Source organism: Enterovibrio coralii (genome assembly GCF_001559595.1).
In the GTDB taxonomy this organism is placed as follows: domain Bacteria; phylum Pseudomonadota; class Gammaproteobacteria; order Enterobacterales; family Vibrionaceae; genus Enterovibrio; species Enterovibrio coralii.
This window is the reverse complement of sequence record NZ_LNTY01000025.1, coordinates 99,272-122,673: the sequence shown is the minus strand read 5'-3', so window position 1 is coordinate 122,673 and position 23,402 is coordinate 99,272. Positions and strand designations below refer to the sequence as shown.

Here is a 23,402-nt window from a genome sequence, read left to right as displayed (position 1 = left end):
GAACGAAAAAAGCCAGCGTATCGACGCTGGCTTTTTTGTGCCTGTCGTTGTTCCAATCAAGACGAATCAATCAGGCGATGTGTTCTTCATCGTCTTCAACGTCATCATCGTCAATAAACTCGATATACTCAGCCTCAACATCAGGGATGAGTGTGTCTTGAGGAATGGTAAAGAAAGCAACCATTTCACGCATTTCCTCTGACATGTTCATCATGCCTTCGCTTGCTGTTGCTGCTTCCTCTACCAGCGTGGCATTTTGCTGTGTCATATTGTCCATGCGTGTGATGGCAGTGTTGACCATATCAATGCCTCCGCTTTGTTCTTGCGCGGCTTCACTGATCTCTTCCATTTTGCTGCCCATCTCTTCCACCATCGACACGATCTCTGACAGCGTTTGCCCTGACTCGCTAACTAAAGTGGCACCGACACACACCTTGTCGTTACTGGCAACGATGAGATCTTTGATTTCTTTGGCTGCTTTCGCTGAGCGCTGCGCCAGATTGCGTACTTCACCGGCCACAACCGCAAAACCTCGCCCTTGCTCGCCTGCCCTTGCGGCTTCCACTGCCGCATTAAGCGCGAGCAAATTGGTTTGAAACGCAATGTCATCAATGACCCCGATTATTTCGGAGATCTCCTGGCTCGCCGAGCTAATGTCGTCCATGGCATCGACGGTACGATTAATCGCATCACCGCCTTCTCTGGCTTTCGCACGTGCCTTCATGCTGAGGAGCTTGGTGGCAAACGCATTCTCCGCACTGTGTTTGACCGAAGATGTCATGCTCGCCATGCTGGTTGCGGTAGATTGCAGTGAAGAAGCCTGATCTTCGGTGCGTTGGCTCAAGTCTTGGTTGCCCGCCACGATTTCCTGAGAGTACTTGGACACTGCCGTTGAGGCCTGACGGATGCGACTAATGACGTCGGTTAACGTGTCGATGGTTTGATTGGCATCTTCTTTGAGTTGACCGAACTGCCCGGCATAGTTTTTCTCCATCCGACGAGTGAGGTTACCTTTAGACATGGCTTCAAGAAGGAGCTGCATATCTCGAACGGTACTTTCGATGTTGGAGATCAGCATGTTTAACCCTTCGGAAAGGTTGTAGAAGAATCCCTGCTTGCCTGACATTTCTAGTTTTTGGTGAAGTCGCCTTGCGCTGCCGCTGCGATAACGCTGTCGATTTCTAGCTCAATAGCAACTTCATCTGTTCTGTCACGCCATTCCAGCACGGTGCCGATCCGCTCGCCATTGCTATCCAGCATTGGCACTGCATTGACAGAGAAAACCTTTTTCCCAATGACAAACTCGCTATAGAAAGGACCATCCAGTTCTGCCAGCTTCTGCGCGTTCAAATTGGATGAGCCATGAAGCACCGCAACAGGCAGGCCAATCACGTTGTCGGCATTAAAGTGGGCTATCTCAGAGGCGAAGTCTTTTTGGGCGTCTCGCATCAGGTTGTGTGTGGCCGTATTGACGTACATGATGTTGTGCTCAGTGTCAGCCATCAAAATGCAGTTGGAGGCACTGTCCAAGGCTTGTCTGACACGGGCATTTTCATTTGCGACGGTTTCTGCCGCATGCTCTGCGGCCTGTTTGGCGCATTCAGCACGTTCAACGTTGTCTAATGAGGTGTTGGTGGCATCTTTGATTTTCAGTAAATCGCCGCGAAAATCGCCGTGCATACGGACAGACAGATCCCCGCTTGCTAGGCGGTCCATGACTTTTTGCATTTCACTGAGCGCATCCTGCGTTGCATCCATAAAGGTATTGAATGCTTCTGCAGATTGACTGATCTCATCATTGCCACGCACACTTAACCGCACCGAGTAATCCCCGTTTTCAGCGACATCTTTTAAGCGTCTTGTGGTACCGCGCATAGGACGAGCAATGGAACGTGTGATGCCATAAGCGATAAGACAAGCGAGAATGGCACCGACCACTCCCGTGACTTTGAGTACCCAAACCATGGTGTTGTTGAGCGTCTGCAGATGCTGTACGTCCGTTTTCAAGGTATCCGCTTGAGCGCGCACCATTTCATTGATCAATGCCAGTGATTCATCGGCTAACGGCGCTGCCTTCGCACCAAGCAAATACTGCGACATGTTCCAGCTTTCTGAATCTCGGATTTTGAACATCTTGTCGACGATTTCAGGAAAGGTTTCTCGCTCGCTCGCGTAAAGGGCAAACAAGCTTTTTTGCTCTGATGTGAGCAAGTAGGAAATGTCTTCGATGCTATCGAAGCGAACACCGTTGGTTGTCCAATGCTGGAAAAACGTGGCTTTGAAAACCGGATCGCCACTGAAAAGGTAGGAGCGCACCGCACCGAGGCTCAGTGACAGAGAGGCACTGGAGTCAGCAATCAGCCCCAACATTTTTTTTCTGGCAGGGGTAGAAGGTAAGGCTTGCTCAATCGCACTCAGGCGTTCTAGGTTGGTGACGAGCCGAAATATCGAGGGCGCAGCCCGTTCTGAAAAAAGCCGCATGGCGGGCTGTTCATCTTCCGTGTGGGCGAGGTTTTCCACTTCATCTTGCGCAAGCCTATATTGATATAAGCTGTCCTCAAGCTCTTCTAATACATAGCCATACTCGTCGATGTTCATGCGACTGTAACTGTCTCTGAGAACGCCGAGTTGCTCGTCGATGTTTTGCCAAATCAGTTGACGCTTCTCGATAAGTTGTCTGTCTCCCAAAACAAGATACCCGCGCAGGACGGCAAGTGATTTGTTGATCTCACTGTTTAACTCTTTTCCTGCGATGGTCGCTGGAACCGAATTTCCGAGAAGTGACGATCCAACACGCTGAACCTCAGCCAGTCGGGCATTGGTAAAGAGCACTGCAGAAATGAAAATCGCGATAAGCAACCCAAATCCGAGTGCTAATCGCTGCCCAAGGGTGAGGTGAAAAGTGCGGAAAACCGACTTACTCATCAAGGTTCCTCTCTTCGTGTGACAGTAGGCGCAATCTGCGTTCGATAAGATCGACGAGTGAAAAAACATCTGACGGTGTTTTGGGTGTTAGCGTGATGCCGTGGCTGACGGCGTAAAAATCGCCATAGCTACCATTTTCATTCGTTTGGCGCAGGATTAAGGCCAAGGTATCAAGGCACTCCGCCGCTTGAAGAAACACCTCTGCGGGAATGGCGATCTCGTTCTCGCGTTGAATACGCTGGGTCTTTGTCACACCATGTTTAGCCGCGAGAAGGTCAACTAAATCTGACAATCTTCCCAGCGCAACAAAGACATCTTCGGGACGGTAACCTTGGACTTCAAACAGCTTTGTAGGTAAGTAGGTGACGCGCTCAGGGTGCGTCTGCTCTGCATAGTAGGTAACCAGTGCATCGACGCTTAATATCAGCGCATAGACTTGTGTGGGAGATAGTTCTCCATAGTAGTCTGAGTGACCAAATTGCCTAACGTTGGCGTCATTGAGCGCGCTGCTTTGGACTGGCGGTGACAACACGAACAACTGAACCATGATGAAAAGGCCCAGTACAAGGCGGTATTTTGCTGGCATTTTGGCCAGATAATTGCGTTTTGGCGTGCTACTCTCGAACTTCATTGTGTCCAATGCGCTCCTTTACCTGTCCTATGCGTTTCAATATTCGGACGCTGGTATCACAAATAAGTCTAGTTAGGATTCGTTGAATCAGCCTCATTGAAATACAGGGCTTTTTTGCACCTATGCTTGACCCGTATTAGGTATAGGCAGGCGTCTATAAGGTGCTTGGCGGCTGGATGAAGCGAAGAGCGTGTTGCTGTTAGGTAAGACTGAGGCAAACATTACCTAATCACACATTAAGGAATACGAGTGCAATGGTTTCAAGACGACAGTTGTTACAGCAATTGGGCGCGTTGACGGTGGCTTTGCCTTTTGCCAATGCATTTGGCTCAACCAATTTTTCGAAGGGATGGTTTATGCCCGATGAAGCGGCAAAGCACACGCGAACATGGATGGTTTTCGGGGCAAATCGCCAAATCTGGGGCAGTCGATTATTGCCTGCAGTGCAAAAAGACTTGGCGAACATCGCGTTAACCATCGCCAAGTATGAGCCAGTATCCATGTTGGTGAGGCAGAAAGATCTGCCGCTTGCCAAGTCCTTGATGGGCGACAAGGTCGAGTTGGTGGTCGGTGACATGAACGATCTTTGGGCAAGGGACATTGCACCTACTTTCGTGGTTGATGCGAAAGGGCAAACCGCCGCAGTGGATTTCAACTTCAATGGTTGGGGTGAGAAACAGGCTTACAAGAAAGATGCGACGGTTGCTGCTCAAATCGCGAAGCTGGCGCAGGTACCAGTGATCAATACGTCTTTAGTGATGGAAGGCGGCTGCATTGAAGAGGATGGCATTGGGACGGCGATCATTTCTGAAAGCTGCACTTTGAACCGAAATCGAAACCCTGGCATGTCCAAAGCCCAATTCGAAGATTTGCTGATGCCACTTCTTGGCTTGGAAAAGATCATCTGGTTGCCGGGCATTAAAGGCCGCGATATCACAGACGGCCATACCGACTTTTATGCGCGCTTCACGACGCCCGGCAATGTTGTGGTGAGCATCGACTCCGATCCAGACTCTTACGAATATGCGCTTACTCGTGAGCATGAAAGCATATTAAAAAACGCCACCGACGCTTGGGTCGCCCGCTTAATGTGTTCCCGATTGCGACGCCAGACTATGTACGTGAAGAATACGATGACCCAGACTTTGCGGCCGGTTATGTCGGTTTTTATGTCTGTAATGGTGCGGTGATCATGCAGCAATTTGGTGACAAGGCAGCAGATAAGCGAGCACAAGAAACGGTACAGGCTCTGTTTCCAGATAGAAACGTCGAAGCACTCAACGTTGATGCGCTAGCGGCAGGCGGCGGTAGCATTCACTGCGCCACTCAGCAGCAGCCTTTTGCTGTCACCGAAATTAACTAGTTAGCCTGCAGACATATCGTCTTGTGCGGCAATCTGTTGTAGCCATCGGCCTAGCTTCAATATATCAGGCTGCTTGGCTCTGTGCTTTTTGTAGACAAAATACAAGCTGTCACCGGTTGGCATATCGTGCATGGGAATACGCACCAACTGTTCGCGGTCGATTTCATTCATGAAATAGTGATTGAGAAAGGTGATTCCATGTTCGTATCGAGCGGCTTCAGTGGCGAGCAGCATGTGGCTGAACGAATGGATTTTTACGTTTTTTGGAAGGCTAAACCCACCAAGTTTGCACCATTGGGCCCAGTCATTTTCCATCAATGATGTGACCGACAATAACGGGAAGTCCCATAGGGCATCGGGTAACGGTTTGTCTTTAATTTGTTGCCAAATCTTATGACTACAAACCGGATAGAGATACTCGGTGTAGAGCAAATCGTATTGATAGTTTCTGCCGGGTTCAAAATCGAGGATGAAGCAGTCCGCGACTTTGTCCGAAAGCTCGGAATTGTTGGCAAACATCTCAAGTGATAAGTCGATTTCTGGATGCATGCGGCGAAACTCGGCCAACTGTGGCATCAGCCATTTCACCGCCAGAGAGCTAAACACCGCCAAGCGAAGTTCGCCTGATACGCCTTCTCGCACCTGATGGCTGGCGCGCGCGATTGATTGAAGAGGGTCGCTGATGTCATCGTGATAGCGCTGACCAACTTGTGTAAGTGTGAGATTTCGGCCTTGCCGACTAAACAGCGATTCACCCAGAAAATCCTCCAGCAATTTGATCTGATGACTGACTGCGCTTTGCGTGACGTTCAATGCCTCCGCCGCTTTTGAAAAGCTATTTAAGCGGGCAACCATATCGAAGTACTGAACGGCTCTGAGAGGTGGCTGTTTCATTATCTAAAAAACTAATACAAATCGAATATTCATCATTATACGTCATGGTAATCAACGGCTACTATGCAAGTTCTGTGATCTATGTTTGATCGTTTCGCTGCGAACTGGAGCTTTTATCGTGCGTAATATCTCTGTTGGGTTTGCAATGACCTTATTGGTGATTGGAAACCTTAGTGCCACTTTCTCTGACGCCTTGGTGAAAACCATGGAAGGCGGACCGGACGGGGCCATCTTCCAATTTGCTTTGTTTCGCCAAGTCTCTGCCGTTCTCATTTTGCTTCCTTTCTGTTTAACGGCACCGGCGAAGAACTTAACCATGGGCTTGAAATGGCATGCCTTGCGCGCACACGTATGCTGGTGGGTGTGTTTTTCTCCGTCGTGGCGTTGACGACGATGCCACTCGCAACGGCTAACGCGATTTTCTATGCAGCACCCTTGATCATGCTTCCGCTTGCCGCGATCTTTTTACGTGAAAAACTGTCTGCGCCATCAATCGTGGCAGCGGTTGTGGGTTTTGTCGGTGTATTGATCTTGGTAAGACCCACCGAGTTTTCATGGGCGGCACTGTCAGCGATGATCGTCGCGGTCACACTGGCGGTGAACAATTTGTTGATCCCAAAAATCCCGAGAGAGCAAACGGTGCCGCAAACTTTGCTGCTGCACAACTTGATAGGTATTCCCGTCGCGTTTGCACTGGCACTGTACGAAGGTATGCCGTTTAGTCTGGATCTGTTTTTGCGCGCAAGTGGTTCGACGGCCTTTATCCTTGTTTATGCCGCAACCTGTGTGGTGGCGTATCGCGCGGCGGAAAGTAACAAGATCGCAAGTGCCGAATACAGCGGTTTGGTTTGTGCTGTCGGCGTAGGATTGGTGTTGTTTGGCGAAGTACCAGATTTCTTGATGGTGGTAGGGACAACCCTCATTGTCGTGCCGCTGCTTTGGTTGGCGGGGCGTGAAAAGCATAAAGCGCGCAAAGCCAAAAAACAGGCATTGGCGGCAAACGAAGAAGTCGCAGAACCTGCCTAGCAGATACAAAACGCCCTCACACGTGAGGGCGTTTTTTTATATCTTTGCGACCAGTTGTGGCGGGATTTTCACCATCAAATATTGAATCAGAGCTTTGAGTCTTGCTGGCTGATGCCTGTCTCTATGATAAAGAAGATACAGCGGGACTTTATCAACTTTCCATTCCTCAAACACTGACTCCAGCGAGCCGTCGACAACCGCTTGTTGGCAATACAAATCGGGTAAACGACAAATTCCATTTCCTTTCAATGCTGACTGATACAGCACATGTCCATTTTTGCATTGGAGATTACCGGATACCTCCACTTCAACTGTTTTTTCGTTCTTGTTAGTAGGTACATACTTCCATTTTGTCACTGAACCTGTGAGACAGTCGTGCTCACGAAGCTGGTGAGGGTGGGTGAGTCGACCGCGCCTGGCGAGGTAAGACGGCGCAGCATAGGTGCCAATAAGGATTTCTCCCATCTCACGGCCTATAAGTCGCGAATCTTCGAGCACTCCCATCCTGAGCACCAAGTCAAAACGAGATTGCACTAAATCGACACGTTCAGAACTAAAGTCGAGTTCAATGTGGATGTCTGGATGCTCAGCACAGAACTGATGAATCGCATTTCCTACCAAGGTCTCACCAATGATGCCACCGACACAGTTCACCGCGATGCTACCTTTCATGAGGTCGCCATCCGTACTGGCATGCGTGATGGCGTCATCAATCTGCATTAAGGCAGCCTGACACCGCGTAAAGAAGGCTTCGCCTGCACTGGTCAGACGTTGAGAGCGTGTAGTGCGAATAATCAACTGTACGCCAAGACGCGCTTCTAATTGACTGAGTTGCCGGGACATGTGCGCGCGTGAGGTATTTAGTTTTTCTGCCGCTTTAGAAAAACTGCCTGCCTCAGCAATGGCGACAAAGGCGCGGATGTCCTGCAAGTTGGTAGAAAGAGAATCACTATTGGTGTTCATTTGGTAACACAGAGTTCTATTGTGACGTATATATCAATAATAATGACCTATTTACAATGCAGCCTCAATAACGATGAAACGCAACACTGAGGTGTCACATGAAAAAATTAGCAGTTATTACAGGCGCAAGTTCAGGTATCGGCGAAGCGATCGCAAAACAACTATCAGCACAAGGTCACCCTTTGTTGTTGTTGGCTCGTCGTGTAGAGCGTCTGGAAGCATTGAACCTGCCAAACACACTGTGCAAGAAAGTGGACGTGACGGACAAAGCATCGTTTGATGCTGCTATTGAAGAAGCGCAAGCTCTTTACGGTGAAGCAGATCTGCTGGTGAACAACGCAGGTGTGATGCTGCTGGGTGACGTAGCAACCCAAAACGCCGCAGAATGGCAAACCATGTTCAACGTAAACGTTGTTGGCCTTCTTAATGGCATGCAAGCTGTGTTGGAGCCAATGAAAGCACGCAACGGCGGTACTATCATCAACATCAGTTCTGTAGCGGGTCGTAAAACCTTCCCTAACCACGCGGCTTACTGTGGTACTAAGTTCGCGGTACACGCAATTTCTGAAAACGTGCGTGAAGAAGTGGCAGACGCGAACGTTCGCGTGATCACCATTGCTCCGGGCGCGGTTGAGACTGAGTTGCTGTCTCACACCACCAGCGACGAAATCAAAGCGGGCTACGATAGCTGGAAAGACGAGATGGGTGGCGTACTGGCAGCGGACGACATTGCCAATGCTGTTTGCTATGCATACGCACAACCACAAAACGTCTGCGTTCGTGAGATTGTACTGACTGCGACGCGCCAACAGCCTTAATTGCTTTAAAGCTCAGTGGCTGGAGCCTTCATGGGTTCTAGCCATGCAAATCTAGACGCTTATCGCTTCTATAAAGACCTATTTCCCCGCACTTTACTCACCGCAGGGAAGTAAGTTTTTTTGGTGACGCATTGTCGTCACTCAAGACTCCTTAAATGTCGTGATGGCAATTTTGATCAAGTTGGCGGTGGAGTCAGCATTGAGCTTTTTCTTTAGTCCACCGATGTAATTGGAGATGGACTTTCTCGATAGTGACAAGTCCTCGGCAATTTGTGCGCTGCTTTTCCCTTGCGCCAGACGATGGAAGATATCGATTTCGCGGCTTGTTAACTGTTTTAGCGGATGAGCCGTGGCTTCGTAATATTGGTCGAACGCGAGTTTTTTCGCGATGTCTGGGCTGATAAATTGCCCGCCCGTCATGATGTGGCCGATAGCTTCAATCAAAGTTTCTGGTGGATTGGATTTTGACACGTAACCTGAGGCACCGTTTTTAAACGCTCTTTGGGTGAAAAAGGGGTCGTCGTGCATGGAAAAGACGATGATCTTAATCTCTGGGTAACGCATGTTCATGCGAGAGATCACTTCTAGTCCCCCCATGTTCTCCATACTCAAGTCAACCACCGCAATGTCAGGCGTGACCTCATTAAGATACCGGAAAGCCTCTTCTCCGCTCTCGGCTTCCGCCACAATGATAATGTTTTGGCTCTCAAGCAAAAGCTTACATCCCTGACGCACCATAGGGTGATCATCAATGATCAGGGCGGATATCCCGTCTAAAGAGACGGGATAGGTACTGCAATTCTGGTCGAATTGGTTTGACGGTTTATTGTCCGTGAAATATCCCACTTTAAGCATCACTATTACCTCATCCGTTATCCTTCTCTTGATGCAAGGATTGAATCCAAGTGATTATTTTCCATAGTCGCTCTGAGGATTCGATGATCACAATGCCACCAGACGCTTGCGGTGGCATGGGGGCTTTCACCTTTTCTGAGGCGATTCTTGAATAGCCATTTTCTTGTAGGGTCTGGGTTCCCAACGTCACGAGACGAAACAAGGTGTCTGGTTCATCGCCATACACCCAGCGTTGGTTGGATAAAGGTGGTCCCATTCCGCCGCCACCTGTTCCCCCATGACATCCATTACAGCCTGTTTCCATAAAGATCTGATGTCCCTCTTTTGCGATCTCGGGATCTGTGGGGTCGAAGGGGTTGACCAAAGTGCCTTGCGGATTCGCAGTAACCAGCTCAAGTGGTGTGGGATCTTCATTTGCAATCGCTGTTGCTGAGAGCCCTAATAAACCTGCACTAAACAGTAGTGTCGTTATGGTACTAAGGTTTTTGCTCATCATTCACCTCCATGTTGGGTGTTGTTTTTATAAAGTGGTTAGCCAGACGTATGTAGCGAGCGGGGTTGTCCATAAAGAAGGCTTTCGACGTCAAACTGTTGAAGCAGTAGAGTTTCCCGTCTCGATGCCAGATAAGACGAATGGAGCAGTCGGTTTTGATTTTTGCTTTTATCGCCAACGCGTAAGGGTCAAATCCGTCGAATTCGGCATCTGGATTTTCAGGTGGGGGCGGAGACTTCCAAATGGGCTCAGCCCAAGGATTTTCAGCAGCAAGCGCGAACAGGGGCACGCGCAGAAACACCAGTGCGAAAAAACCAGTATTGAAAGTGTTACTCGGCATAAGCCACACCCCAAGGAAGTCGGCCTACGGGTACAGAGACAGTTGCGCGCTGGCTGGCAACATCAATGACTGTCATGTCATTGGTCAGACCGTTTGCGACATATAGTTGCTCACCATTAGGGTGAATTTCCATGTGCCAAGGGCGCTGACCGACCAGAATGTAGTTTTCGACGTCGAAGTTTTTGGTGTTCACCACCGCAACGCGATTCGCTGGCCCTAAAGCCACGAACGCGTATTTACCGTCTTTACTCATGCGCATGCCGACAGGTTGGATGAGATCCGGTTTGATGCCGGGAATGGCGAAGTTAATTTTCTTGACCAACTCTCGTGTATCGACATCGATAACAGAAACCGTGCCGCCGATTTCCGATGACGCCCAAACGTGTTTGCCGTCGCGTGTGTATTCCGCATGGCGAGGACGGGTATCAATCAAGATGTTGTCCGTGACCTCTAGTGTGTCGTTGTCGATGAAGTGCACCATGCTGGTTTCTTCAGAGGTAGCGACGGTCACTTTGTTATTAGGGTGAACACGCATGCCTTCGGGCTCTACACCAACAAGTATTTCTGCCAGCTTGTCGCCACTTTCGATATCCAACACCGTCACCATGGCATCGTCCTCGTTGCGATGTAGATGCGCTTGCCTGTTGGGTCGACATCCAATAGCTCTGGGTCCGGGCCGGGCTCAAGCTGACGGATAACCTTCATGGTTTCCACATCCACCACGTCGATGGCATCGTCATCGCCAACACAAACGTAGATAAATTTGCCATCAGGACTGGTGATCAGCCCTCTCGGGCGGCGGCCAGTTTCTATGGTGTTGAGCAGTTCAAAGGTTTTGCTGTCAACCACAGTGACTGTGTTATCTCGCTCGTTGGAAATGAACAGCTTTCCAGCGACGGCGGGGAAGGTCGTGGCGGTTGTTAGGGCACAAACGTACAGCAGGACTCGTTTGATAAAGGTCATAACAGCTCTCCTTGATTGTCAGTCAGACGACAAGCCGATTCAGGCTCGTCGTATCCCAAGGTATCGGTATGGAAGGTCGGGTGAAGAAACCCCTCGATAGGTGACATGGAAATCAAAGCACTTTCTGACGTCAGAATGATGGGTTGACGTAATTGCTGATTCCACGGTCTAAAGTTCATCGGGCGGCCTTTATAGCCCGCCAATTTCAAAGACGGATCTCGCAGGTATTGACGTACTTCGGCATAGGTAAAGGAGCCTTGATGGCGCAGCGTGAAGGCGACGACTTGTTTGACCGCAAGCCATGCCAAATAGTCCTTTTCGGTCATGCCTCTGCCCGCGAAGGTTCGTAGATTTTTTGCAGACGCGCCGCACCGTATTGCTCGAAAGAACGGTGCCAAGCCGTGGGAAACATGCCTTGAGTGCCGACGACAGGGCGGGGTGATTTGCTGCGATAGCCGAGGTACAGACCAAACGCTTCGCTCTCGTCCGCGACGACTAACACATCATGATCAGGCGCTCCTTGTGTTGCCATGGGTATTTGCGTTTGGATTTGCTGGTGGCCTGTTTCCATTCGCCGATTCCCCGCTTCAAACTGGTAATCGCGCGTTTCCACGATATCTGCCCCATAGCGGTCTGCGGTACGTGTTAATGCCGTTGCGAACAAGCGATCAGCGGGTTGTTTGCCTTGCACTAAAAACCACTTCTGCCAGCGTTTCCATTTGAGGTATTGCCCCAACGCATCGGCATACATGGCGCGACTGGGAATAAGATGGAACACGTTCTGAAGGCAGGTGTCAGTTCTTAAGGTGTCGTCTTTTTCACGAATGTTGAAAATGACGGTTTGCTGCGTCTCTGGTAACACAGCGAGGGCGAGCAAATCGTCACGATGCAAATCGGCGACAATAAATGGGTATTGACTAAGATAGTCTCGCTCAGAAAGCGCCGAGATGGCCTCGTTCTCAGTGAGATACGCTGGCACCACAACATAGGACTTTTTGAATAGGCGACCTGCCAGATCGCCGTCTTTAGCGGAAAATTCTGCGCCTTTGAGCCCTTCGTCCGTCCACTCCTTTTTTAATAAAGAGAGAGGTGGTGGCGTTTTGTAGTCTTTGGTCAGGTAGAGAATGGAATACACGGTGGCATCGGCAGCCGATGCCGCCAGTGGGAACAACAACGCCAATATGAGAAAGAAAACGAAGCGCATCATTGAGCCTCCGATTTCTTTCTTGGCGTAAACAGGCGAAGTGCTTTTTCCGCCTCGTCGTGACGGTTTTCTCGGGCGATATCGAGGGCAACCCTGTCATCGCTTGCCACAGCCAGAGGATCGGCCCCCGCTTGAATCAACAGGCCAATCATGGCGGCATTGTTGTTCGCAGCTGCAAACATCAGGGCGGTTTCATCGGCCGTGTCCGTCGCATTCACCTCTGCGCCTTTGGCAATCAAAAGGTTCGCAATTTCACCGGGCTCCGCCCCTTCAATAACGTGTTGTTCGCGGTGCACAGACTTTTTATGAATGGCAATGAGCATTAAAGGTGTCAGACCTTTTTCACCGGATGGAGCATTCACATCGGCACCTGCTTCAATCAAGCTTTTGCCGCCCAGAATTTTCGCTCGCCAATCGCTAAGCCAAGTGCGGTATACCCGTTTTTGGTTTTGGCTTCTATGTCCGCCTTATGGCTGGCGAGCAACGCCACTGTGGGGACATGATTGCGATACGCACCATGAATGAGTGGTGTCCAGCCTGCGGCATCTTTGGCGTTTTTATCGATACCTTGTTCAAGCAAAATGGCCAGCGTGTCGGAATCGCGGTATTTCGCAGTTTCATGAGCCAGTGTGAACCCCGCACTGGTGCGTAGATTGATATCGGCTCCCGCTCCTATCAGGTAGCGGATCCGCGTTTCATCGGCAGCGAGCACGGCGTTTGAAAGCTCTTCGTTTAGATCGGCACCTTCTGCCAGCCAGCCTTTGAGCTTATTCAAATCGACCTTTTGGTCTTCGGTGGCGCGTGCGGTATCAAGCTGTGTATTGGACTTTGGCAAAGGCGCCAGATATCGGCTTTCCGCTTCGTTGATAAAGCTTTGGTAGTAGCTGCCATGCGAGGGGAGTTCTCCCTGCACAGCACATTGGCTGCAGGCCACAAGCGGTACGCCATATTCAGTCAAAATGTCTGCGATTTCTTGCGCGTTCTCGGTTATCGCTTTGTCGAGCGCGTATTTTAAAATCACATCGTTTTTACGCATGCCAATGGCAAGAGAAAACTCCAGCGGAGTTTTGTCTTCCAGCAGATTGACGGGAAAATAATCAATCGGCGCGTTTTCGACTTTCTTTGCATAGCCCGCAAACGGACCCCAAATGCCGACAGCATCTAATTCACCGGATACCAGTTCGAGCAATTGTCGCCATTGCTGGTGGTCAGGGTTGATGTCGGTATCTTGCCGGATAGGGTGAACGATGATGTTTTCCGCCACACCTTTTCGGGTTAATGCTTCGCGCAGTCCTGAATGCTGATAGGTGCCGATTTTGATGTTGCGAAGTTTGGGATCATCCAAGCCGTTGATGGTGAGGGGTTTACTCTCGGGATAGGCCATCACGTAGGTCGAACGATAAATCGGCATGGTGGTAAGCAAAGATTGATAGCCGTAAGGCATACCGAGGAGCAAGTCACATTCTCTATTGGCAAAGGTTTCGCGTGTTAGGCCGCGTTCGAGAAAAGGGCGCCAAAAAAAGCGCATACTGGTTCCCATTTTTTCAGCTAACAGGGTCGCGATGCGGTTATCAAACCCCGGTATTTCCATGCTGCTCAATGGCAGGTTTCCGGGATCGGCGCAGGCAACCAATGGGCGTATTTTTACTTTCTCGGCAAGGCGTTTGGCTTTGGTAAGCTCCGCGGAGGTCATGTCATCGTAGTTCTTTTCGCTGACATACACTTCCTGGCGTTCATCAGCCAAAAGGTCTAAAGAGAACGTAAGAACAAATGCGGTGAGTACAGCAATAAACCTCATAGCAGTCCTTTAAAGTTGAGCCTGCCCGACAGATGCCGGGCAGGACGTTAACGTTATTCTTCTTGCTTGAGAACGGATGCGACGGACTTACCTGTTTCGCTGTCAAACAGCCTAAAGGTATAGAGCTCGCCGCCTTGCGGGATCTTGTCGAGCCCGGTGGCTTTCGCCATGGCGGTTGCACCAATGGCACCGTATTTGTCATCCATGTCGAGACCTGCTGTCACCGGAAGGCCAATCCACCCGCCGAGACCAGCAAATACGGAGACGTATTGCTTGCCATCAACGCTGTAGGTGATTGGGTTGCCGATGATGCCGGAGCCGAGTTTACGCTCCCAGACCACTTCACCGCTCTTTCTGTCCACGGCGCGGAAGTGTCCGCTGTTACTGCCATAGAACATCAAGCCGCCGTCAGTAACGAGTGTGCCGCCCCAGTTTGGATACGGATCAGGAATCTCCCATTCAGTTTCGCCAGTGATGACGTTGAACTTCTTAATCTTGCCCGTGATGCCTGGGACTTCTGGGTACATGTAGACGTTGGCAAACACATACACAGTTCCTTGTTGGGTGTGCGTGCGTTTTTGCGGTTCATCTTCCATGCACCAGTTGTTGGTTGGGCAGTAGAAAATGTGCGGTTCTTTCGGGTCAACCGAACAAGGTTGTTGGTCTTTGCCACCCATCGCGGAAGGGCAGGCTTGGGTGTTCACGCCGACTGCAAAAGGAGAGTGTTTCTTCACTTTCACTGGGCGACCTGTTTCCAAGTCCACTTTCTCTGCCCAGTTAACGGTGACAAATTTGTGCGCGCGAAGCAGGGTGCCGTCTCGACGATCCAGCACGTAGGCAAAGCCATTGCGGTCAAAGTGCACCAGCACAGGCACGTCTTTCTTACCGTCAATGTCGATATTAACCAGAATGTTCTCGTTTACGCCGTCGTAATCCCATTGGTCAAACGGCGTCATTTGGTACGCCCAAACCACGTCACCGTTATCGACGTTGCGGGCAAAAATAGTCATCGACCACTTGTTATCCCACGTACCGTCATTACAGTTTTCGTGCGTCAGTTTGTCGCCGGTATAGCCACAACGATATGACGGACTCCAGTGACCTGGGTTACCGGTTGCTGCGTAAACGATGCGAAGTTCTGGGTCATAGGAAAGCCATGCCCATTGTGCGCCGCCACCGATTTTCCACTCATCTTTTGGATAAGAGCTGATACCTAAGTCGTCACCATAGCCACCATAGTGTGGGTTGGCTTTGTTGGTGTCAGGCGTGATGCAGACATCTTTATCAGATCCCGTCGAATGACACGTCCACGCTTCTTTACCGGTTTCGATGTCATACGCCACCATGCGGCCACGCGCAGCGAATTCATCACCACCGAAGCCTGCAATCACATAGTCTTCTGCAACAAGCGCAGGACCTGTATGCGTTTCCCCTTTCGGTGGGTATGCATGCTTGGTGACCCACACTTCTTTACCGGTTTTGGCATCGATCGCGATGATAAAACCGTCCAAGGTATGGGTGATGACTTTGCCTTTGGCATAGTTCAAACCGCGGTGAATGGTGTCACAACATGCGCGAGGCACAGCGGTTTCATCACGGTCTGTTTGTTTCTCGTAGTTCCAAACCTGAACAGGATTGTCCGGGTCGGAAAGATCCAAGGCTTGCACGATGTTTGGCCAACCACTTGAGAAGAACATCATGGGTGTGCCGTCGATATCGACCACGACAGGCTGTCCTTCATGACCGCGTAATCCGCCTGTGGATTGGCTCCAGATATATTGAAGGTTTTCTACGTTAGCAGTATCAATTTGTTTGAGCTGGCTGTGGCGGGTAAGTGCGTTATCTCTGCCCGGTGCGGGCCAAAGATTGTCGTTCATTGCGCGCTTATCTATTTCTTCCGACGCCGTTTCTGCGATTGCTATGTTGCCTGTTGCCGTCAATGCGGTTAACAAGACAGCATTCAGCAATATGAGCAACCGTCGAACAGGGTGTTTCCATTTCATTGCTCTGTCCCTCTCGTTGATGCAAGTAGCTGGTTGTTCCCGCCTGACGTTCACACCAAAAAAGCCTTGTCTCTGTTCGTTCTTAATGGCGTAAAAGCAAATGAGCGGGTTCACTTGAGCCTAGTGAAGGGGAGAAAGCCCAGAAAGGTAATAAAGTCCTCAATTTATCAGGGAAAAATTCCCAATATTTGAGGGATTGTTAATGCGATTTGGAGTGAATAGGCGCTAAGAGGCGGAAAAACCGTTGTTTGTTTAAATATGAGAAAGGATTGTTGCTGGGTATCAATGCTCTTTTTCAATGCTTCGAAGGGATTAGCTCAATTTTTGAGGTGGATGGGCAGCACAGCATGCAGCTCAAATTGTTCGCATTCGGGTAAGAGCGTGTAGGTGAGCTTGCCGCCTAGTGCAGTGATGCGTTCTTGCATGCCGAGTAGGCCAAACCCTTTGTTTATTTTATTGCTTTTGCAGCCGTCGTTAGTGAACGCTAAAGAGATGCCTGCGCTGTTTGTCGTATTGAATTGAGAAATACGCGTGTGTACTTCTGTCGCTTTTGCATGCCTCACGGTATTTGTTAAACATTCTTGTGTGACGCGGTACAGCGTGACTTTTACGGTTTCGTCTAACGGCGCATCACCAACATCGACACAGATATCCCAGTGTGTATTAGGGTAACGTGACCGCCATATTTCCACCAAGTTCTCGATTGCTTGGTCGAATGGAAGGTCATCCAACTCTTTCGGGCGTAGTAGTTTCAGTGTGTTTCTCACGCGCTGTTGCAATTGGCTGGTAAGCTGCTGCAGGTTAGCGATTTGAGCGGCTATCACCTCGTCAGAATAGGCTTCCCCTGCCGATTTGAGCTGGAGTAATTCGACTTGAATGCGAAAGAGATAAGGTGCCATTTCATCATGCAGTTCGCTGGCGACGGATCGGCAAAGTTCTTCCTGAACATCCAACAGTCGTTTACAGAGAATTTGATTTGCTGAGCGGGCATTTTCCAAGTGAGAAGCCAGTTGATTGAAGGCCACCACAAGTTGGCCTAACTCCATGGTGACCTTGTCTTGCTGCAAGCGCGTGTCCAACTCCCCAGCTTCTAATTTTGCCAAGCTGGTGGTCAATTGCTTTAGCGGAGACAAAGACCAGCGAAGTGCCGTGTAAATCCCAAGCCACAGAGCAATACACATACCGAACATTGCCAAGACGATGGGCAGACTCTCTTCCCAAATTTCCTCTACTTCATCCAAGGGGTCAGGAAAGATAGTGAGTTGGCCAACAGGATGAATGGTTTGCAAAACAATGGGAGGGCTGGCCTCGCTTTCATCTGGTGACAGCAAATAGATAAACCAAGCCGGTACGTCACTGTCTCTCCCATTGTGCTTCGGTGCGGAATGGGTCGAAGGCGGGAAGCCACGTTGGGGAACGTCGAACCTGACATGGATATGTCGAACTGCTGAGAGCGCGGAAGCAAGCTCTGAAGCATAGATTTGCGGGTTTACAGCGGGATGATCGTCTTCCTGCTTGAGGATTAACTGTTGGATTAGTGCGTAGGTGGATTCCATTTCCTCTTCCACCGACTCTCTGGCATTGCTGATCACCAGCAAACAAAAGATGACGCAGGAGACGACAAGAATCGCCGTCACCAGCATCATTACCAGCGATGTGATGGAAAATCGATGGACCATAGCGACTCTGTGTCTATTCGTGATAAACCAAGTATATGAGCCGATACCCGCTGATGTTTCTCGACTTAAAGACAGCGGTGTAAAGCCGCTATGCGTTGCCGTCACATCGCTAAATTGAACCGTCTATCTCAACGCAATCACTCAATGGAAATGGTGCCATGCATGCCTTTGCTAGCAAGCCCTCGACACTCATAGGAATAGCTTCCCGGTTTGATTGGGACAAAGTAGAGTTCAACTTCGCCCTCTCGTTCAAATTCCAGCTCATAGATGCCGTTGGCTTTCACCTCAATGCCATTGAGCTCAATTTTTCTCACCCACACATTGTTGAAAAAACGGGTGGCTTCGAAGGCGCATTCTTTGTTGCCTGTGCTTTCAATTTCCAGCACATAGGACTTTCCGGTTTCTATGTTGTATTGCTTTTCGGAAAGGCCGTAACCGTCTGGCGTATTACCCAATACCAATTTGGGTAATTCCGTCGCGCGCTGTGAAAGGTCACCTTTTGCAAAGGAAAGGGCTGGCAATAAGAAAGCCATCAGGCCGATGAGTTTTAAAGGGGAAAACGTGTTATCCATGTTGAAATTCCTCTCTGTTTCGCCTTGCCAACGCCTCGCGCCACAACACGCCAAGCCTAGCAAGGTGGTCAATTTAGATAAATTGTCATTTGAACAGAGACGTCGACAGTATATGTGATGGCGGCGCGTTTGCAGTTTGGCCGTCGCGCGATGTGCGTTGAAATACTGAGGGTGAGACAAGAGTGTCACAAGGAACCCGCTCAATGGGATGAAACTCGGGACTATGTCCTTAAGATTGCTGGCATTGTTTGGCAATGTGCCCATTTGGCTGCGCAAACGCCGAAAAGTATGTTCCCACTTTTGCCGCAATCTCTCCTGCCGCTGCGCTGATACACTACGTCAGATATGTAGAATCGCTGAACCTGAAAAGGGGGATAACATGGCGAGCAATCGAGTGACAATGCAAACAAGCGACGTTTGGCAAAACCTAAGAACCGAGCAGATCTGCCAGAAGGGTTTACTTACCGTGGGACATTGCCGACTGACCCAAATGGGGTGGAGTTGATGCTTGAAGGTTGGGATGCAGGGACGTCCGAGCCGCCACACTGTCACCCTGGCGATGATATGACAGTCATGAGCCAAGGCGAAATGCACGTACAGTTTTACGTCGTTGAGAATAACAAGTTGGTCAAAGACGGCCCCGTGGAAATTTATAAGCAAGGTGAGACGGCCTATATCCGTAAGGGTCAGATTCACAGTGTAAATTACGTGAACACCTGCAAGCTGGTGTATGTCCACAACGGTGCGTTCGACTTTATTGAAAGCGAGCTACCGATGGCGGATGACGCGTAAACGTCGATTCAAAGGTAAACCGACAGACGTCGCTTACGCTGAAAAAGCACCGATTGTTCGGTGCTTTTTTGCATTTAAGTTAGGCATTCTCTTTCGGCTCATCACTGGCGGCCTTTTGGGTTTTGCTCAGTTTGACGGGGAAATACAAATACGGCGGAAAGTTGAGAATGGCATTCAAAAGCTTTTTTAATGATGAGGTTGTAGATGTGTTTTGTTCGAAAGAAGACATGCGCAAGCTCCAAAATTTGCTTATGTGCCCTTGGTTTAGGGCTGTTGTGTTTGGCGCATGTTAGGAAGGACGAGCGTGTAGTGATATCGAATTTACCTTTCATTACAGTAGATTGCACAAGTTCACGGTAACTCACGCAAATTGCATTTATTCGCTCGTTTCTTGTGCAGAGTGAGCTGAATCCTTAAAGGAAAAAGGAGAGCCGTAGCCGACTCTCCTTTTTTTGATTCTAGGCTTTGCGAAGAGACATCGACACCGCGCCGAGTTCGAGTTCGCTGCGTTCCCCTGCGCCTTCTTGAAGGTCGAAATCGAGTGATACCGCCAGTGTCTCTGTCATCACGTACGCTTGGTACTGTTCAAGCCAAGGCGTCGATTCAGCAGAGGCGTTCAGTGACAACACAATCTTGTCGGTGACGTCCAAACCCTGCGATTTACGCAGTTTTTGAATACGGCTGATCACTTCTCGTACCATGCCTTCTGCAATCAACTCCTCGGTCAGTTCTGTGCTGAATTCCATAGAGATATAGCGGTTAGATACGGCGTTCACCCCGTCTTTGGCTTTGCGGAAAATATCGATTTCTTCGCCGTTAAATTGCTGTCCGTCAATCTCGAACGCGCCATTGCGCTGCAAAGTGTCGATGTCCTCGGCGGTCATTTTCGCAATCGCGGCCGCGAAGTGTTTCATCTCTTTGCCAAGGCGTTTACCGAGCAAAGGAAAGTTCGCTTTCGCATAGAGGTCAATAAACTGGTTTTCCTCCACGCTGAAATCGAGCGTTTTGATGTTCAGCTCAGACTCGATATAAGCAGCAAGGCGTTTTACATCTGCAAGCACAGCTGCATCTCGATGGAGTACTGTCGCGCGACTGAGCGGTGTTTTGAGTTTGATCTTCAAGTCATTGCGCATTTGGCGCCCCATTACTACCAAGTGCTGGAAGCGTTTAACACTTTGCTCTAACACAGGTTGCTTCAACGTCCTTTCTGGTTGCGGGTAATCGCAAAGGTGCACAGAAACAGGGAGGTCGAACTCGCCGCTGTACTCTTTCAATGCTTGATAGACATGTTCAGACAAAAACGGCGCAAATGGAGCCATCAAGGTCGAGAAGGTATTCAGGCAATAGTAAAGCGTGGCATAAGCGTTCTCTTTGTCCGCGTTCATCTCGGTTTGCCAGAAACGCGCGCGATTGAGGCGGATATACCAATTGGTTAAATCTTCCAAAAACTCGAACAGTGGCGGCACGACTTCATACAAGCGATACGCCTGCATTTCGGCATTCACCTTCTCCTTTAAGCTTTCAAGTCGCGACACAATCCATTGGTCGAGTACGTTGTCTTTGGTGGTGTCGCTGCCAGACCGCCACCCGTCGATGTCTGCGTAGGTTTTGAAAAACTTAAAGCTGTTGTACCAAGGCAGCAGTACTTGGCGCACCATTTCCTGCACGCCGCTGTCAGTAAACTTCTGCTCCTCAGCTTTCACTAAGCCTGATTGATGAGGTACAAACGCAGCGCATCCGCCCCGTATTGCTCCATCAGGATATCTGGTGCGGTGTAGTTCTTGAGGCGTTTGGACATTTTCTTGCCGTCTTCGGCGTTGACGATGCCGTTAACGATCACATTGGTGAACGCAGGTTTGCCAAACAGACACTCACTCAGCACTTGCAAGGTGTAAAACCAGCCGCGGGTTTGGTCGACGCCTTCTGCGATAAACGAGGCAGGGAAGTTCGCTTCAAACTGCGCTTTGTTCTCGAACGGGTAATGCACTTGCGCGTAGGGCATAGAGCCAGATTCAAACCAGCAGTCAAATACCTCTGAGATGCGGCGATAAACACCTTCTTCATCGTCGAGGGTAAAGGTCAAATCATCAATATGGTCGCGGTGCAGATCAGATACGTGATGACCAGTGAGCACTGTCAGCTCTTCAATAGAGCCAAGGCACTTGTGATTACCCGTCACATCATTGACCCAGATTGGCAACGGTGTGCCCCAATAGCGGTTTCGGGAGATCGCCCAGTCAATCGCGTTTTCCAGCCATTTACCCATACGGCCGTCTTTGATGTGCTCTGGCACCCAACGAATTTGCTGATTATTGGCGACGAGATTGTCACGGAGCGACGATACGCGCACATACCAAGATGGGACTGTGCGGTAGATGATTGGCGTATCTGAGCGTGGGCAGAAGGGGTAGCTGTGTACCAAGGTTTCGTGAAGATACAGCGCACCGCTTTCTTTCAGAGATTGCAGGATTTTTTTATCCGCCTCTTTCACATACAAACCTGCAAAGTCCGACACGTCTTGTGTGAATCGTCCGCGGCTGTCGAGCGGGCAAACACTGACGTCGATGCCATGCGCTTTGCACACTCGCTGGTCGTCTTCACCAAACGCGGGAGCCATGTGAACGATGCCCGTACCGCTGTCCAACGAAACGAAATTGTCGCTCAACACCTTGAAAGCACCGTTGGTTTTCTCGGCGGCGAAATACGGGAAAAGTGGCTTGTATGCTTTGCCTGCTAGTGCTGAGCCTTGAGCGCGTTCAAGCACCTCAACATCTTTACCTTTTGATACCGCTTCCAGTCGCCCTTCCGCCAGCCAAAATGCTTTGCCGATACCTTTATCGAGGACTTTTACATACTCAATGTTTGGGTTCACACACAACGCAAGGTTGGAAGGCAGCGTCCAAGGTGTAGTTGTCCAAGCGGCGAAGTAAGCGTCGTCATCGTCGAGCTTAAACAGCACAGTGACTGCCGGGTCTTGAACATCTTTGTAGTTTGAAGAGGCCTCGAAGTTAGAAAGTACGGTTTCGAGCTCGGTGGAGTAGGCGACAACCTTTTCGCCCTGATAAACCAAGCCTTTGTCCCAAAGCTGTTTGAACACCCACCACACAGATTCCATGTACCAAGGCTCCATGGTGCGGTAGTCGTTTTCAAAATCGACCCAACGACCAAGGCGCGTGATGGTCTTCTCCCACTCCGAGGTATAGCGCTGAACAATGCCACGACACTCGTTGTTGTAGGCCGCAATTCCCAGCTTTTCGACCGCTTCTTTGGCGGACATGCCCAAGGTTTTGTCGATTTCATGCTCAATAGGCAAGCCGTGACAATCCCAACCGAATCGACGGTCGACATGGTGACCAAGCATGGTTTGGTAACGCGGGATGATGTCTTTAATGGTGGAGGCGACAAGGTGACCGTGGTGCGGCAAGCCAGTCGCGAATGGAGGGCCATCGTAAAACACAAACTCGGGTTTGTTTTTCGATTGCGCTAGCGACTGCTGGAAGATCTGGTTTTCTTGCCAAAACGTGAGCACATCATGCTCGGCATTGACGAAGGAAAAGCTATTTGATGACGGGTCTTGCTTCGTGTCCATGCTTGCCTCTCGGTCGTTTTCCTAAGAGGCCCAGTATGAGAAAACCCGCCTCTTAGGCGGGTTTTGAAAGTTTCTAGTGACGCAAACTATCCCACCATTTCCTAAGAAATGATGATAATAATTCGTTGGGTGTGCATTTGCGTCTTCATCACTACAGATTTCCACTTATCTCAGAGTATGTCAACTGCTTGTTTTGCATTCGATATGGGTTGAGATTGAATGAAAAGTGAATGGATTTTATGCGGCGCGCAGAGGCTGTGCTTCAAGAAGGACAAGGGTTTGAGGCTTTTTTGAGGTATGTGACTCTACGGATTTACATTACTCCTCAATCAAAAGAAACAAAACAAAATATTTTATTTCCAGATTTAGATATGTGATTAAAACCTAACCATCTTCTTTAGGAGCGGCGATCTCGAACCTGCTATAAACCCTGATTGGAATAAACATATACAACTGGATACATATCTATTCTCAGGGCAGTGTTATTTTACGTA

Annotated in this window: 22 protein-coding genes and 2 pseudogenes; 4 read left to right on the top strand and 20 right to left on the bottom strand. The window is 49.7% G+C overall.

All coding sequences use genetic code 11. From position 1 onward, the window contains the following. Nucleotides 1–70 precede the first annotated feature (70 nt). Genes ATN88_RS26980 through ATN88_RS07670 form a run of 3 tightly spaced genes read right to left on the bottom strand, consistent with a single transcriptional unit; the run spans nucleotide 71 to nucleotide 3,556 of the window. Entirely contained in the window at nucleotides 71–1,126 is a 1,056-nt protein-coding gene (locus ATN88_RS26980) for a methyl-accepting chemotaxis protein (RefSeq protein WP_232312939.1), read from the bottom strand. 2 nt (nucleotides 1,127–1,128) lie between these two features. Further along, nucleotides 1,129–2,925, bottom strand: a complete 1,797-nt coding sequence (locus ATN88_RS26975; protein WP_232312937.1) for a HAMP domain-containing protein — start codon at nucleotides 2,923–2,925, stop codon at nucleotides 1,129–1,131. Continuing rightward, nucleotides 2,918–3,556 (bottom strand): hypothetical protein, encoded by a 639-nt coding sequence (locus tag ATN88_RS07670; RefSeq protein ID WP_067413711.1) that lies wholly within the window; start codon nucleotides 3,554–3,556, stop codon nucleotides 2,918–2,920. The genes ATN88_RS26975 and ATN88_RS07670 overlap by 8 nt, the downstream gene beginning before the upstream one ends. A 254-nt stretch (nucleotides 3,557–3,810) precedes the next feature. Here ATN88_RS07670 and ATN88_RS07665 point away from each other — a divergent pair. Then, nucleotides 3,811–4,919: pseudogene (locus tag ATN88_RS07665) on the top strand (agmatine deiminase family protein). Here the strand turns inward: ATN88_RS07665 and ATN88_RS07660 are convergent. Continuing rightward, entirely contained in the window at nucleotides 4,920–5,813 is an 894-nt protein-coding gene (locus ATN88_RS07660) for a LysR substrate-binding domain-containing protein (RefSeq protein ID WP_067413708.1), read from the bottom strand. A gap of 118 nt (nucleotides 5,814–5,931) precedes the next feature. Between ATN88_RS07660 and ATN88_RS07655 the strand changes: the two are divergent. Further along, nucleotides 5,932–6,839 (top strand): annotated as a pseudogene (locus ATN88_RS07655) (DMT family transporter). Between the two features lie 36 nt (nucleotides 6,840–6,875). Here ATN88_RS07655 and ATN88_RS07650 read toward each other — a convergent pair. After that, entirely contained in the window at nucleotides 6,876–7,802 is a 927-nt protein-coding gene (locus ATN88_RS07650) for a LysR family transcriptional regulator (protein WP_067413704.1), read from the bottom strand. 98 nt (nucleotides 7,803–7,900) lie between these two features. Between ATN88_RS07650 and ATN88_RS07645 the strand changes: the two genes are divergently transcribed. Next, nucleotides 7,901–8,620, top strand: coding sequence for an SDR family oxidoreductase (locus ATN88_RS07645; RefSeq protein WP_067413701.1), 720 nt, complete (start codon nucleotides 7,901–7,903; stop codon nucleotides 8,618–8,620). A 141-nt stretch (nucleotides 8,621–8,761) separates the two neighbouring features. Here ATN88_RS07645 and ATN88_RS07640 read toward each other — a convergent pair whose 3' ends face one another. The 12 genes from ATN88_RS07640 to ATN88_RS07590 all read right to left on the bottom strand — a co-directional run bounded on the left by ATN88_RS07640 (nucleotide 8,762) and on the right by ATN88_RS07590 (nucleotide 18,527). Continuing rightward, on the bottom strand, nucleotides 8,762–9,475 hold the full coding sequence (locus tag ATN88_RS07640) for a response regulator transcription factor (RefSeq protein WP_083539446.1): 714 nt from the start codon (nucleotides 9,473–9,475) through the stop codon (nucleotides 8,762–8,764). A gap of 10 nt (nucleotides 9,476–9,485) precedes the next feature. Beyond that, nucleotides 9,486–9,968, bottom strand: a complete 483-nt coding sequence (locus ATN88_RS07635; RefSeq protein ID WP_198158347.1) for a c-type cytochrome — start codon at nucleotides 9,966–9,968, stop codon at nucleotides 9,486–9,488. Next, a complete protein-coding gene (locus ATN88_RS07630) occupies nucleotides 9,952–10,308 on the bottom strand; it encodes a hypothetical protein (RefSeq protein ID WP_067413693.1) in 357 nt (118 codons plus the stop codon). The genes ATN88_RS07635 and ATN88_RS07630 overlap by 17 nt, the downstream gene beginning before the upstream one ends. Next, on the bottom strand, nucleotides 10,298–10,969 hold the full coding sequence (locus tag ATN88_RS07625) for a PQQ-dependent catabolism-associated beta-propeller protein (protein ID WP_198158351.1): 672 nt from the start codon (nucleotides 10,967–10,969) through the stop codon (nucleotides 10,298–10,300). The genes ATN88_RS07630 and ATN88_RS07625 overlap by 11 nt, the downstream gene beginning before the upstream one ends. Beyond that, entirely contained in the window at nucleotides 10,909–11,271 is a 363-nt protein-coding gene (locus tag ATN88_RS26075; protein WP_198158346.1) for a YVTN family beta-propeller repeat protein, read from the bottom strand. The genes ATN88_RS07625 and ATN88_RS26075 overlap by 61 nt, the downstream gene beginning before the upstream one ends. After that, nucleotides 11,268–11,597, bottom strand: a complete 330-nt coding sequence (locus ATN88_RS07620) for a type 1 periplasmic-binding domain-containing protein (protein ID WP_067413689.1) — start codon at nucleotides 11,595–11,597, stop codon at nucleotides 11,268–11,270. The genes ATN88_RS26075 and ATN88_RS07620 overlap by 4 nt, the downstream gene beginning before the upstream one ends. Then, on the bottom strand, nucleotides 11,594–12,478 hold the full coding sequence (locus tag ATN88_RS07615) for an ABC transporter substrate-binding protein (protein ID WP_067413685.1): 885 nt from the start codon (nucleotides 12,476–12,478) through the stop codon (nucleotides 11,594–11,596). The genes ATN88_RS07620 and ATN88_RS07615 overlap by 4 nt, the downstream gene beginning before the upstream one ends. Continuing rightward, nucleotides 12,475–12,858, bottom strand: coding sequence for an ankyrin repeat domain-containing protein (locus ATN88_RS07610; protein ID WP_067413682.1), 384 nt, complete (start codon nucleotides 12,856–12,858; stop codon nucleotides 12,475–12,477). The genes ATN88_RS07615 and ATN88_RS07610 overlap by 4 nt, the downstream gene beginning before the upstream one ends. Continuing rightward, complete coding sequence (locus ATN88_RS07605) at nucleotides 12,855–14,273, bottom strand: ankyrin repeat domain-containing protein (protein ID WP_067413678.1); 1,419 nt, start codon at nucleotides 14,271–14,273, stop codon at nucleotides 12,855–12,857. The genes ATN88_RS07610 and ATN88_RS07605 overlap by 4 nt, the downstream gene beginning before the upstream one ends. Nucleotides 14,274–14,326: 53 nt before the next feature. Further along, nucleotides 14,327–16,276: a PQQ-dependent dehydrogenase, methanol/ethanol family gene (locus ATN88_RS07600; RefSeq protein WP_067413674.1), complete on the bottom strand. Its 1,950-nt coding sequence runs from the start codon at nucleotides 16,274–16,276 to the stop codon at nucleotides 14,327–14,329. A gap of 317 nt (nucleotides 16,277–16,593) precedes the next feature. Beyond that, nucleotides 16,594–17,955 carry a HAMP domain-containing protein gene (locus ATN88_RS07595; RefSeq protein ID WP_067413671.1) on the bottom strand — a complete coding sequence of 454 codons (1,362 nt, stop codon included), beginning with the start codon at nucleotides 17,953–17,955 and terminating at the stop codon, nucleotides 16,594–16,596. Between the two features lie 137 nt (nucleotides 17,956–18,092). Further along, nucleotides 18,093–18,527 (bottom strand): cupredoxin domain-containing protein, encoded by a 435-nt coding sequence (locus ATN88_RS07590; protein WP_067413668.1) that lies wholly within the window; start codon nucleotides 18,525–18,527, stop codon nucleotides 18,093–18,095. Nucleotides 18,528–18,944: 417 nt separating this feature from the next. Here ATN88_RS07590 and ATN88_RS07585 point away from each other — a divergent pair, with 417 nt between their 5' ends. Continuing rightward, complete coding sequence (locus tag ATN88_RS07585; protein WP_067413664.1) at nucleotides 18,945–19,319, top strand: cupin domain-containing protein; 375 nt, start codon at nucleotides 18,945–18,947, stop codon at nucleotides 19,317–19,319. A gap of 79 nt (nucleotides 19,320–19,398) precedes the next feature. Here the strand turns inward: ATN88_RS07585 and ATN88_RS25780 are convergent, their stop codons facing one another. The 3 genes from ATN88_RS25780 to ileS all read right to left on the bottom strand — a co-directional run bounded on the left by ATN88_RS25780 (nucleotide 19,399) and on the right by ileS (nucleotide 22,908). Beyond that, complete coding sequence (locus tag ATN88_RS25780; protein WP_157490681.1) at nucleotides 19,399–19,548, bottom strand: hypothetical protein; 150 nt, start codon at nucleotides 19,546–19,548, stop codon at nucleotides 19,399–19,401. Between the two features lie 229 nt (nucleotides 19,549–19,777). Continuing rightward, entirely contained in the window at nucleotides 19,778–21,022 is a 1,245-nt protein-coding gene (locus tag ATN88_RS25775) for a DUF5915 domain-containing protein (RefSeq protein ID WP_157490680.1), read from the bottom strand. After that, nucleotides 21,022–22,908 carry an isoleucine--tRNA ligase gene (gene ileS, locus ATN88_RS25770; protein ID WP_157490679.1) on the bottom strand — a complete coding sequence of 629 codons (1,887 nt, stop codon included), beginning with the start codon at nucleotides 22,906–22,908 and terminating at the stop codon, nucleotides 21,022–21,024. The genes ATN88_RS25775 and ileS overlap by 1 nt, the downstream gene beginning before the upstream one ends. Nucleotides 22,909–23,402: the final 494 nt, after the last annotated feature.

Bases quoted from the DNA above. Each gene is read 5' to 3' on its own strand.
- ATN88_RS07660 (WP_067413708.1), bottom strand. From the start codon at position 5,813: ATGAAACAGCCACCTCTCAGAGCCGTTCAGTACTTCGATATGGTTGCC.
- ATN88_RS25780 (WP_157490681.1), bottom strand. From the start codon at position 19,548: ATGTCTTCTTTCGAACAAAACACATCTACAACCTCATCATTAAAAAAG.
- ATN88_RS26980 (WP_232312939.1), bottom strand. From the start codon at position 1,126: ATGTCAGGCAAGCAGGGATTCTTCTACAACCTTTCCGAAGGGTTAAAC.
- ATN88_RS07645 (WP_067413701.1), top strand. From the start codon at position 7,901: ATGAAAAAATTAGCAGTTATTACAGGCGCAAGTTCAGGTATCGGCGAA.
- ATN88_RS07605 (WP_067413678.1), bottom strand. From the start codon at position 14,273: ATGAGGTTTATTGCTGTACTCACCGCATTTGTTCTTACGTTCTCTTTA.
- ATN88_RS26975 (WP_232312937.1), bottom strand. From the start codon at position 2,925: ATGAGTAAGTCGGTTTTCCGCACTTTTCACCTCACCCTTGGGCAGCGA.
- ATN88_RS07590 (WP_067413668.1), bottom strand. From the start codon at position 18,527: ATGGATAACACGTTTTCCCCTTTAAAACTCATCGGCCTGATGGCTTTC.
- ATN88_RS07650 (WP_067413704.1), bottom strand. From the start codon at position 7,802: ATGAACACCAATAGTGATTCTCTTTCTACCAACTTGCAGGACATCCGC.
- ATN88_RS07635 (WP_198158347.1), bottom strand. From the start codon at position 9,968: ATGAGCAAAAACCTTAGTACCATAACGACACTACTGTTTAGTGCAGGT.
- ATN88_RS07615 (WP_067413685.1), bottom strand. From the start codon at position 12,478: ATGATGCGCTTCGTTTTCTTTCTCATATTGGCGTTGTTGTTCCCACTG.
- ATN88_RS07595 (WP_067413671.1), bottom strand. From the start codon at position 17,955: ATGGTCCATCGATTTTCCATCACATCGCTGGTAATGATGCTGGTGACG.
- ATN88_RS07620 (WP_067413689.1), bottom strand. From the start codon at position 11,597: ATGACCGAAAAGGACTATTTGGCATGGCTTGCGGTCAAACAAGTCGTC.
- ATN88_RS07600 (WP_067413674.1), bottom strand. From the start codon at position 16,276: ATGAAATGGAAACACCCTGTTCGACGGTTGCTCATATTGCTGAATGCT.
- ATN88_RS07670 (WP_067413711.1), bottom strand. From the start codon at position 3,556: ATGAAGTTCGAGAGTAGCACGCCAAAACGCAATTATCTGGCCAAAATG.
- ATN88_RS07640 (WP_083539446.1), bottom strand. From the start codon at position 9,475: ATGCTTAAAGTGGGATATTTCACGGACAATAAACCGTCAAACCAATTC.
- ileS (WP_157490679.1), bottom strand. From the start codon at position 22,908: ATGGACACGAAGCAAGACCCGTCATCAAATAGCTTTTCCTTCGTCAAT.
- ATN88_RS07630 (WP_067413693.1), bottom strand. From the start codon at position 10,308: ATGCCGAGTAACACTTTCAATACTGGTTTTTTCGCACTGGTGTTTCTG.
- ATN88_RS26075 (WP_198158346.1), bottom strand. From the start codon at position 11,271: ATGACCTTTATCAAACGAGTCCTGCTGTACGTTTGTGCCCTAACAACC.